The following is an 11140-nucleotide window of genomic DNA, read 5'->3' on the forward strand; positions in this document are numbered from 1 at the left end:
GAAGATGGCCAGCAGCACGATAGCGAAGATAATGCCAATGGGATAGGCCAAGGCAGTGTTGTAAACAGTCACGCCCTCGGCAGTCTTGGAGTTCAGGAACGCGCCCAGGCACTCCGGGGCCAGGAAGAAGTACGTCATGGAGACCGCGCTCATGAAGGTGGCGGGCACTGCGGTGATCCAATAGTTCTTCTTCTCGCGGAAGAGGAACATGCTGGCGGCCCACAGGACGATCATAGCCAGGGTCTGGTTGGTCCAGCTGAAATAACGCCAGATCACGTTGTAATCGATCTTGCCCAAGGCGTTGCCGATGCCCAGAATGGCGCCGACGCCCAGAACGGGGATGCAGAGCTTCAGACGGTTGGCGTAGGACTTCTGGTCGATCTTCAGCCAATCGGCCAGGGTCAGACGGGCGGAACGGAAGGCCGTGTCACCGGAGGTGATGGGGCAGGCGATGACGCCCAGCATGGCCAGCACCAGGCCCACGGAACCCATGGTCTTGGAGCAGATGTCATAGACGGTCGCGGGGCAGCCGCCGCCCATTTCCAGCAGCTTCGCGCCCTCGTAGATGGAGCAGCCGGCGGCGGCCCAGATCAGGGCGATGACGCCCTCACTGACCATGGCGCCGTAGAACACCATGTGGCCCTGGCGCTCGGACTTCATGCAGCGGGCCATCAGAGGAGACTGTGTGGCGTGGAAGCCGGAAATGGCGCCGCAGGCCACGGTGATGAACATGAAGGACCAGATGGGGGTCCCGCTGGGATGCAGATTGGTGAAGTTCTCCCAAATCTCGGGGATCACGTAGTCGGGATTGGTGAGCACACCAAAGCCCACGCCCACGGCCATGATGATCAGGCAGATACCGAAGATGGGATAGATCTTGCCGATGATCTTATCGATGGAGATGAAGGTGGCGATGAAGTAGTAGATCAGGATCAGGACCAGCCAGAACAGCTTGTTGGACAGAACGTTGGTGAAACCGGCGTTGGTGAACAGCAGTTGGATCAATCCGGCGGGACCAACGGCGAACACAGTGCCCACCATGACTAGCAGCACCACGCTGAACACACGCATGACATTCTTCATGCCGTTGCCCAGGTAGATACCGGTGATCTCGGAAACGGAAGCACCGTTGTTGCGCTCAGACAGCATGCCGGAGAAATAATCGTGCACGCCGCCGGCGAAGATGGTGCCGAAGGTGATCCACAGGAACACGATGGGTCCCCACAGAGCGCCAGTCAGAGCACCAAAGATGGGGCCCAGGCCGGCAATGTTCAGAAGCTGAACCAGAAACAGCTTCCACTGGGGCATGACGACGTAATCGATGCCGTCGTTGATGCGGACAGCGGGAGTCTCCCGGTCGTCTGGTCCAAAGGTGTTGTCGACGACTTTACCGTATGTAAAGTAACCGACAATCAGGAGCGCCAGACAGATGAGAAAACTGACCATAGATATACCTCCCTTTCAATTCGCAACGGTTGTATACGACAAAACAACCGATCGCTCTAGACGGCTATTATAGTCCTCTTTTTCGAAAATGCAAGACTAAATTCGAACTTTTTTGAAATTTTACAAATCTGCCGGATCTGCATAAATTTTCTGATGAACACGAATAAAACCACAAGATATGATGTAAGACATCTTTTTGTAATATATGATGACGGACGTCGAATCTCGGAAAGCACTGAAATGCAGCACTTTCCGGGAAAAGGAAGAGGGAGAATTTCCCAGCGTCCTGCCGGCGCGAATTTTCCCACTCGGACTGAAAGCTCCTAAATTTTCTGCCGGGTCAGCGTGCCGACCGCTCCGGCCGGTTGGCCCGAACTGCGGATACGGGCCGGACTTTTCCATGAACACCGCCACCACCCAGGGGCCTTTGCTTCGGATTGTTCGGACCTTCTGGACAGTATCCCCCATGGCCGCTTTGCCCGTGTACTTCCCGCTTACGGGAGGAGTTCCTTCCAGCGAAATTCGGAGGCTTGCCATTGGGGCGGTCGGCAGGAGTAGCAGGTGCCGTTCCGAAAGACACTTTTCAGCAGACCACCTGCCACCCCCAGTACCAGCGGTGCAATCCTTTCCCAAACTCCATCATATCACCATAGATGCTGCAAAACAGGTGATCATCTGCTGCCTCGTTGCGAGCAATCATGTACTCATGGAGAATGACCACCAAGCCTTCACACAGGGGAACAATGCGTGGATACAAAACACGCTGACAGTGATTCGGATTAGGACGTGTCAGCAAAGCCGCAGTATCAACATCTTTGAAATGCTCCTGATAGGCCATGTGTGACAACTGAATGTCGGCGGTGATGTAGCCGCGTTCCTTGCCAAACTTCAAGACGGGCAAAATTTTGAAAAGATAGCTGTTGACCGTTTCGGCCTTTACTCTGGTGGCAAGCTCCATCTGGTAATCATCGAACAGCTCTTGGCGCAAATCGGAGCATCGAATGTCCTCCTGCAAGTATATAAGGAACTTTTTACAGGCGTATTCATACCCGGCAGTCGTGACTTCTTCAATGCCCCTTGTGCGGCAATCTCTGGAATAGAGCTATACCAATTCACGAAAGTAAATGTCGGGAAGATTCTTGGCGTTTCCCTTCAAACTGATTGTAGCTTTCCCACTCGGTCTGGGCATAACAAAACCTCCTCATTTTTCTGAAAATACGGTGGCTACCTTGGCTTGAAAAATGAGGAGGTTTGTCAATTTTTCGCCTTTTATTCTACAACTTTTTTAATATAAAATCGGATATTTTATTTGATTTTATCGAAAAATCAGAACATTTTTACTCCCATTCTATTGTGGCGGGGGGCTTGCTCGTGATGTCATACACGATGCGGTTGATACCCTTGACCTCGTTGACGATACGGACACTGACCTTATCCAGCACCTCATGCGGGATACGCGCCCAGTCAGCAGTCATAAAGTCCGTGGTCGTCACTGAGCGCAGCGCGAGCGTATAATCATACGTCCGGCCGTCACCCATAACGCCGACGCTGCGCATATTGGTCAGCACGGCGAAATACTGATCCATCGTGCGCTCAAGCCCCGCCTTGGCGATCTCATCGCGGAAGATAAAGTCGGCTTCGCGCAGGGTGTCCAGCTTGTCCTTCGTAATATCGCCGATGACGCGAATGGCAAGGCCGGGACCCGGGAAGGGCTGGCGCATGACCAGATAGTCTGCCAGACCAATCTCTCGGCCAAGCTCGCGCACCTCGTCCTTAAAAAGCAGCCGCAGCGGCTCAATGATCTCCTTAAAATCCACGAAATCCGGCAGGCCGCCCACGTTGTGGTGGCTCTTGATGGTCGCGGCATCGCCTGCGCCTGATTCGATCACATCCGGGTAAATGGTGCCCTGCACCAGATAATCGACCTGACCGATTTTCTTTCCCTCTTGCTCAAAGACGCGGATAAACTCCTCGCCGATGATCTTGCGCTTGGTTTCCGGGTCGGATACGCCGGCCAGCCTGCCGAGAAAACGCGCCTCGGCGTCAACGCGGATAAAGTTGATATCCCATTTGGCAAAGGCGGCCTCAACCTCATCTCCCTCGTTTTTGCGCATCAGGCCATGGTCGACAAACACGCAGGTGAGCTGCTTGCCAACCGCTTCGGCCAGCAGAGCGGCCGCGACCGAGGAATCCACGCCGCCGGACAGCGCAAGCAGCACCTTGCCAGCGCCCACCTTGTCCCGAATCGCCTGAATGGAGGTTCTTTTGTAATCCTCCATCGTCCAGTCACCCTTGGCGCCGCACACCTCATACAGGAAATTGCGGAGCATCTGCGTACCGCTTTCCGTATGGTTGACCTCAGGATGATACTGCACACCGTAAAAACCGCGTGTCTCATCCGCGATGGCCACATTGGGACACATATCCGTGTGGCCGACCAGCGCAAAGCCCGCGGGCACCTGCGCCATATAGTCGCCGTGGCTCATCCACGAGATACCCTCCCCGGGCAGACCCTTGAACAGCTTGCAGGACGTATCGTAATACGTTTTAGTCTTGCCGTACTCGCGCGCCGTATCGTCCTGCGCGGCCGTGACCTCGCCGCCCAGCACCTGCGCCATGAGCTGACAGCCGTAGCAGATGCCCAGCACCGGGATGCCCAGCTCAAACAGCGCGGGATCGCACTTGGGCGAGGACGCTTCATAAACGCTGTTCGGCCCGCCGGTGAAGATGATACCGATCGGCCGCAGCGCGCGAATCTCGTCGAGCGAGGTGTGGTATGGCTTCACCTCACAATATACGTTATGCTCGCGGACACGGCGCGCGATCAGCTGGTTATACTGCCCGCCAAAATCCAGAACCAGAATAAGCTGATGATTTTCCATCGACCTTTTCCCCTTTCCATGCTGCTGATGCTCTTTGAGTAAAATTATCTCACAAACGCAGGGATTTCACAAGTCCCTTCCGCATATTTCTCTGCACATCCCCGCAGCCTGCCGCTCGTAAAAGAATATTTTTGCTGCGCGCATAAAACCATCCTTTTTTGTGCATACTTTGCAGCACAAAACCTTGCCAGAAAGGGTGTTTAAAAACCATGAAGGATAAAAAGCTCATCATTGCAGCTGTGCTGCTACCCGCCACGCTGCTGTTTTCCGGCGCGGCGCTTGCCGCCGGCCGCCTGCCGGTAGCCGCGAGCGGCGCTGTGCCGACCGTGCAGCCAGTGCAGGGCGCGACCTGCGTTGAGATCCCGGTCGAGCTTGCGCTCAGCGCGACAGATGACGATAACGACGTCGTGCTCTACCAGCTGACCGAGCAGCCGCGTCTTGGCACGGCGGTCATCGAGGGCGCGACCCTCACCTACTCCCCCGGCAGCAAGGCGGGCAAAGACCGCTTTGCCTATACGGCAGTCGACGCAAACGGCAACACAGCCAAGCCGGCAGAGATCACCGTGACCGTGGAGAAAAACAAATCCAAGCTCACCTATGCCGACATGACGGACAACCCCGCGCACTATGCTGCGCTCCGCCTGTCCGCCGCGGGCGTGATGACCGGCGAACGCATCGGCGGCTGCCCCTTCTTCCGCCCGAACCAGCCTGTCACGCGCAGCGAGTTTATTGCCATGGCGGCGGCTATCGCTGACCTGCCGGTAGAGCCGACCGAAAGCACCGACTTTGCCGACGACAGCGGACTGTCCCTCTGGGCCAAGCCCTTTGTCAGCACCGCTGCGATGAACGGTCTGGTCTCCGGCTACCGCACAGCGAACGGCGTAAACGAGATACGCGGACAGAATCCGATCACACTGGCCGAGGCCAGCGTTGTGCTGAACAATATGCTGCGCGCCGCGGCTGACGAGGTGCAGCTTGCTGCGGCCGACGACCACGCGACCGACATGGACTGGGCGCAAAGCGCGGTCAGCAGCCTTGCGCGCATTGATGTGCTCTCCGCACAGACTGCTGCGCAGGACAGCAGCGCGCCCATCACACGCCAGACTGCATGCGAAATGCTCTACCGCACGATGACGCTGCTCGAGCGGCCGTAAACAATCCCTACGGCAAAGCGCCGCGCGACCAAAATGGCCGCGCGGCGCTTTTGTTCCATACATCACTTTTCAAAATCCCGATACATCAGGCTCGGCTGGATGCCCACATTATTCTGGTATTTGCCGCTGCTGTACAGGTCATAGTCGCCGTCGATATCGTGGTAATAGATCTGGCAGATCTCGACATTCGGGTAAATGCGCACCGGCTGCACACAGAATATCTCAAGCGTCCAATAGCCCTTGAAGCCGACGTCGCCAAAGCCTGCGGTCACATGGATAAACAGCCCCAGCCGCCCGGTAGACGAGCGTCCCTCCAGCATCGGAATATAGCGGTCGGTTGCCGTGTATTCATTGGTGCGTCCCAGATACAGCCTGTTCGGCTCGAGCAGCAATCCCTCCTCAGGTATCTCAATGCGCGAGACCGGGTTGGGATGCTTCATATCGAGCACGGCGTTGTCATACACAAGCAGCTCGCCGGCCAGCGAGAGATTATAGCTGTTGGGGTTGAGCCGCTTTTCATCAAACGGCTCAATGATGATCTCCTTGCCGATGTGTCTGCGGATCTCCCTGCCGGATAAGATCATATGCTTTTCTCCTTACTCCATACGCAGTTTTTCTATCGCCGCCTCATCAGGTGTGACATAGGCGGTCTGATAGACATGGTAAATGACCATGCCGGGCTTTGCGCCCGCCGGTTTTTTGACCTGCCGCACGGGCGTGTAATCGACCGGCACCCGCGACGAGTGCCGCGCCTTGGAATGGTAGGCCGCGATCATCGCGGCCTCGGTCATCGCCCGGTCGGTCGGCGTGCGGCCATCACTCACAAGGATGACGTGCGAGCCGTGTATCTTCTGCGTGTGGAACCAAATATCGCTTTTGAGCGCGGTTTTAAGCGTCAGCAGGTCGTTTTGCAGGTTATTCTTGCCCGCGAACACCGCAAAGCCGTCGCTCGTGCGGTAATAAAACGGCTTGGCTGCGGCGGGCTTTGCCCGCTGCTTTTTGCCGCGCCCCTGCCGCGCGGATAACACACCAGTCTGCGTCAGCTCCTCACGCAGCTGCGCCAGATCGCGCTCACTTTCGGCCTCATCCAGCAGCACAATCACGCTTTCCAGATATTCCAAATCGCCTCTGCCCTGCCGCAGCTGTTCGGTCAGCACCTCCTCAGCTGTTTTGGCCTTGGCATACAGCTTGAAATACCGCTGCGCGTTCTGCTGCGGCGTCAGCCGCACATCGAGCGCGATCTCAACCGTTGGGCAGGTCTCATCGTAATAATCGACGACCTGTGCCTTGTTCATGCCCTTGGTCAGCTGATAGAGATTTGCGGTGATCAGCTCGCCCATGCGCTTGTACTGCGCGCGATTCTGTGTCGCGTCCAACTCCTTCTTCTGGGCTGCCAGCTTGCGCGCCAGCCTGTCGCGCGCGTTGACGACCGTTTTGTGCAGATCGGCCGCGCGGCGCGTCATGCGCTCCGCCTGCCCTTTTTTCTCAAAAAACGCGGCGAGCAACGCAGAAAAACTATCCATCCGGGTGACGGACAGCAGCCCCTCATACTGCGTGACCGGCAGAAAGGAGAAATCGAACACCGCACCGTCCTCGTTTTTGGTCAGCAAATAGGGATGCCACCGCTCTTGCTCAATAAACGCGACAAAATCATCGTACACCTGCCCCAGCCGCAGCCGCTCACCATCGGTCAGCTGTGCGACGGGCTTTGCCGCGTCTCCCGTCGCGCGGAAGGATAATTCCCGACAGAGCAGCGGTGAAAAGCCCAAAAGCGTTGCCAGCAGAAAGCGGTCAAGTGTCTGCTCCCCGTCTGCCTCATCCAGCGCGGCAGCCAGCCCCGCACCCGAGAGCGTGAACGGGTCGCGCTTGTCCTGAGCAGGCGGCATCCGGTAAAACAGTCCGGGCAGCACCTGCCGCTTGCCGGACAGGTCGCCGTCCACCCGGCGCAGCGCGTCAATGATGCGGCCATCCTCGCCGCACAGGATGACGTTCGAGTGCTTGCCCATCAGCTCGCAGACCAACTGCTTTCTGCGGGCCACACCCAGCTCATCGGTCGTGTCCAGCTCGATCACCAGCATCCGCTCGACCGCAGGCTGTCTGACCGCAGCGATCTTCGCGCCTTGTATATGCTTGCGCAACAGCATGCAGAACATCGGCGGTGCGGCCGGATTCTCCCGCGCTACCTCGATGAAATGCACACGCGGCGCGCCCGCCGCGATTGAAAGCAGCAGGCGCCTTGCGCCGCCCGCCCCGCGTGTCTGAAGCACGAGTTCATCCCGGTCGGGTTGATAGACCTTTTCCACGCGGCAGCCAGCCAGCGCCCGATCCAGCTCATTCGTTACTGCCCGCAGGCAGATCGCATCCAATGGCATAGTCGTTCTTCCTCATACAAACTCGATACAATCGGTGTGCCGCGCAGAGACTGTCACGGAAAGCGCCGGAAACGCGGCGGCGATCCGCCCGGCAAACACCGCCGTCATTGGATTTTCCGTTGGGAAATGCCCGGCATCGACCAATGTCAGTCCAAGCGACTGCGCGCGCTGCATCAGATCGTAGCTGCAATCACCGATCACGAACGCCTGCGCGCCCTTGTCCAGTGCGTGGTCCATCAGCTTGCCGCACGCGCCGCCGCCGACGGCAACGCGGCGGATCGTCTGTCCCCCATCGCAAAAGCGCACACCGCCCGCTTGGAGACACGCCTTGACATACCGCGCAAATTCCTGCGGCTGCATCTCACACGGCAGCTCACCCACGCGGCCGAGCATGCCGTTTTCGCCCGCGCCCATGTGCCGCACGTCGGTCAAACGCAGCGCTGCGGCCAGCGCGTCGTTCACACCACCCTCAGCGCAGTCAGCATTGGTGTGCATACAGAGCAGCGCGATATCCTGCCGAATCGCCGCGCGCAGCACGCGGCCGGTCGCGTCGTCGGCCGTCACACGGCTGACCGAGGTGAATATCGCCGGATGATGGGCAACGATCAGCTGTGCCCCAGCCGCGGCAGCCTCGTCCACGACCTGCTCGGTCACATCGAGCGCGCAGAGCACCCCGGACACCGCCTGCGCCCGGTCGCCCGCGAGCAGCCCCACATTATCCCAGCCCTCCGCAAGCGCAGGCGGGGCGAAGTCCTCCAAAAATGTCAAAATATCCTGTACTGTGGTCATTCCAAGCCCTCCAATGCGTTTCGGATCGTCTGCGTGACGGCCATTTGCTCGGCAAGCCGCGCCTTGTCGACTATCCTGCCGCGTGCCATACCGTCCAGCGCACGCTGCTCCCGCCGCAGCAGCCGCCGCAGATAGTCTTGCGCGCCGGGTGCGCGCAGCAGCGCGGGCGATACCGCGCATTGTGCCAGCGGCAACGTCTGCCGCGCCGCGCCGCCGCGCGCAGACAGCACGATATACTGCCGCTTGTCCTCGGTGCAGAGCGTCTCGCGCTCAATCGCGTAGCCGTTCGCCCAAAGCCAGCGGCGCAGCGCGTACACCATGGTCATTGGCTGTAGCAGCAGCAAATGTGCGCCCTCCGCCGTCCACGGCGCTTGCGCGAGGATTGACGCGATCGTCTGCCCGCCCATACCAGCAATGCTGACCGTGTCGCACTCTTCAGGCAAGACCGCCTGCAAGCCCGGCGCTAGCCGCAGCGACAGCGCCACGCCGTGTTCTGCCGCATTGCAGCGCGCGTGCTCAAGCGGCCCTTGCCCGATATCCGAGCCGATCGCACCCGCCAGCCTGCCTTGCAGCAAAAGCGAGACCGGCAGCTTGCCGTGATCCGTACCGACATCAGCTAAGCGCGCACCCTGCGGCACCAGCGCGGCAATACAGGCCAGACGCGGCGTTAAAACCATACTTTCCATCCTGTCACCCAAAAAACGGAGCCGGCAAAGCATGCCGGCTCCATTTTGCATTTACTCGCCCAGAAAAGCGTTGAGCTTGGAAACCAGTTCGTCCGCATTGGTGCCGTGCACCATGCAGGCCTCCTCGATGCTTTCGCCCTGGGAGGCCGGGCAGCCGAGGCAATGCATACCCATCTCCAAGAAAAACTTTGCCGTGTCAATATTGCGATTGAGCACTTCGCCAATCGTGGTCTTTTTGGTGATCTCCGCCATGATAGACCCTCCTGTTGATTTTATCTTTTTCTTATTATACCGCAAACAGCAGACCATTTCAATCAAAAAACAAAATTTACTCGGCAAAAATACATTTTATCCGCCGCCTATTTTGCCTTGCAAGCCAAAGAACGGCATGACACCCGTCACGCCGTTCCTGATGCAATTGTACAGTCAATTAGCCCTGCTCACGCATCTTAGCGAAGCATTCGCTGCAATATACCGGGCGGTCAGACTTCGGCTCGAACGGAACCTTGGCCTCACCGCCGCAGGCGGCGCAGGTAGCGGTGAAATATTCACGGGGGCCACGGGCAGCGTTCTTGCGGGCATCACGGCAGGTCTTGCAGCGCTGGGGCTCGTTCTGGAAGCCACGCTCCGCATAAAATTCCTGCTCACCGGCAGTAAATACAAATTCCTTGCCGCATTCTTTGCATACTAAAGTCTTGTCTTCGTACATGGTCTTTACCTCTCTTTGATACCGTTCCCTCCGGGAACCTTGATTTATGCGTTCAGGCCTTCCGCCTGCTGGCGCCTATTGGGGTTTGATCCGTGCCGATTTTCGCTTGATGCGCTGGATAGCATTGTCCACGGACTTGATCGGTTTGTGCAGCGTTTCGGCCATCTCCTCATAGGAAACACCGTCCAGAAACAGGCTCAAAACCTTTGCCTCGAATTCAGACAGGAGAGCGTACAGCTGACCCACCAGCTCCTTCCTCTCCTCATTGCCGATCACCAGCGACTCGGGATCACCAATCGGTGCCATACCACGGGTGTGCGATTCCGCAAGGTCTTCAAACAGAGGTCGATCTATCGACAGAGAATGGTTGAGCGGAGCGTGCTTGCATGCCGCTGCCGCGCGCACGGCCGAGTATATCTTGCGTGTCACGCACAGCCGCGCAAATGCGTTGAAGGGCGCGCCCTTGGCCGGGTCAAACTCACGGATGGCTTTCATCAGGCCGAGCATACCCTCTTGCAGCAGATCCTCCGCATCCGCGCCGATCAAAAAATACGGCCGCGCGCAGGTTTTTACCAGCCTGGCATACCGCTTTACCAATTGTTCGGCCGCGTCGCCATCTCCCTGCTGCGCCAGAGCGCACAGTTGTTCGTCCGTTTGCGCGCCAGACAATATCTTATCGTTGCCATTTCTCATGTCAGTATTTATTATATGTGAAAGCTATGGATTTGTCAAGAATATTTTGTTAAATATACCGTTTTATCGAAATTCGCAACATTAAATGTAACTAAAAATCAAAAAAATATTTGTGCATTTTAATGCAGTATTATTCGACAAGAACGCATGATATCTCAAATATTATGCGTTTTTGTCCATGCTGACGCAGAGCGTCCTATAAAACGCCCTTAAAATGAAAATCTATGCAGTTGTTTTGCTCCTATTCCAGCAGCTCCTGCAGGTAGCGCTGGTAAACCATGTTTGAGGTTTGCCAGCCCAACACCTTACGCGGGTAGTTGTTCATCCAGTTCTGGATTTCCGTGATTTTGCGGGCAGGGACTTTTGAAAAGTCGGTGCCCTTTGGCAGATGCCGTCTAATCATGCGGTT

General features: G+C 57.3%; 11 protein-coding genes. 1 reads left to right on the forward strand and 10 read right to left on the reverse strand.

Annotated elements, in window-relative coordinates:
* The 3 genes from MR935_RS08200 to guaA form a co-directional block, all read right to left on the reverse strand.
* Positions 1 to 1446: carbon starvation CstA family protein (locus tag MR935_RS08200; RefSeq protein ID WP_290572637.1), on the reverse strand; the 1446-nt coding region annotated here is incomplete at its 3' end.
* A 583-nt stretch (positions 1447 to 2029) separates the two neighbouring features.
* A complete protein-coding gene (locus tag MR935_RS08205) occupies positions 2030 to 2434 on the reverse strand; it encodes a hypothetical protein (protein WP_290572638.1) in 405 nt (134 codons plus the stop codon).
* A gap of 349 nt (positions 2435 to 2783) precedes the next feature.
* The gene (gene guaA / locus MR935_RS08210; protein ID WP_290572640.1) at positions 2784 to 4328 is read right to left on the reverse strand and encodes a glutamine-hydrolyzing GMP synthase; all 1545 of its coding nucleotides are present in this window, start codon (positions 4326 to 4328) and stop codon (positions 2784 to 2786) included.
* A gap of 209 nt (positions 4329 to 4537) precedes the next feature.
* On the opposite strand from guaA, the gene MR935_RS08215 reads away from it, so the two are divergent.
* The gene (locus MR935_RS08215; protein WP_290572641.1) at positions 4538 to 5482 is read left to right on the forward strand and encodes an Ig-like domain-containing protein; all 945 of its coding nucleotides are present in this window, start codon (positions 4538 to 4540) and stop codon (positions 5480 to 5482) included.
* A gap of 62 nt (positions 5483 to 5544) precedes the next feature.
* Here MR935_RS08215 and dcd read toward each other — a convergent pair whose 3' ends face one another.
* From dcd to MR935_RS08250, 7 genes are all read right to left on the reverse strand, one after another.
* Positions 5545 to 6066, reverse strand: coding sequence for a dCTP deaminase (gene dcd, locus MR935_RS08220; protein WP_290572642.1), 522 nt, complete (start codon positions 6064 to 6066; stop codon positions 5545 to 5547).
* A 12-nt stretch (positions 6067 to 6078) separates the two neighbouring features.
* Complete coding sequence (locus MR935_RS08225) at positions 6079 to 7854, reverse strand: Rqc2 family fibronectin-binding protein (protein ID WP_290572643.1); 1776 nt, start codon at positions 7852 to 7854, stop codon at positions 6079 to 6081.
* A 12-nt stretch (positions 7855 to 7866) separates the two neighbouring features.
* On the reverse strand, positions 7867 to 8643 hold the full coding sequence (locus tag MR935_RS08230; RefSeq protein WP_290572645.1) for a Nif3-like dinuclear metal center hexameric protein: 777 nt from the start codon (positions 8641 to 8643) through the stop codon (positions 7867 to 7869).
* Entirely contained in the window at positions 8640 to 9320 is a 681-nt protein-coding gene (locus tag MR935_RS08235) for a class I SAM-dependent methyltransferase (RefSeq protein WP_290572646.1), read from the reverse strand. The genes MR935_RS08230 and MR935_RS08235 overlap by 4 nt, the downstream gene beginning before the upstream one ends.
* A 60-nt stretch (positions 9321 to 9380) precedes the next feature.
* The gene (locus MR935_RS08240; protein ID WP_290572647.1) at positions 9381 to 9581 is read right to left on the reverse strand and encodes a DUF1858 domain-containing protein; all 201 of its coding nucleotides are present in this window, start codon (positions 9579 to 9581) and stop codon (positions 9381 to 9383) included.
* 178 nt (positions 9582 to 9759) lie between these two features.
* Positions 9760 to 10038 carry a zinc-ribbon domain containing protein gene (locus MR935_RS08245; RefSeq protein ID WP_290572648.1) on the reverse strand — a complete coding sequence of 93 codons (279 nt, stop codon included), beginning with the start codon at positions 10036 to 10038 and terminating at the stop codon, positions 9760 to 9762.
* Between the two features lie 75 nt (positions 10039 to 10113).
* Positions 10114 to 10731 carry a sigma-70 family RNA polymerase sigma factor gene (locus MR935_RS08250; RefSeq protein ID WP_290572649.1) on the reverse strand — a complete coding sequence of 206 codons (618 nt, stop codon included), beginning with the start codon at positions 10729 to 10731 and terminating at the stop codon, positions 10114 to 10116.
* Positions 10732 to 11140 lie beyond the last annotated feature (409 nt).

Source organism: Agathobaculum sp., assembly GCF_022775115.1.
GTDB lineage: Bacteria > Bacillota > Clostridia > Oscillospirales > Butyricicoccaceae > Agathobaculum.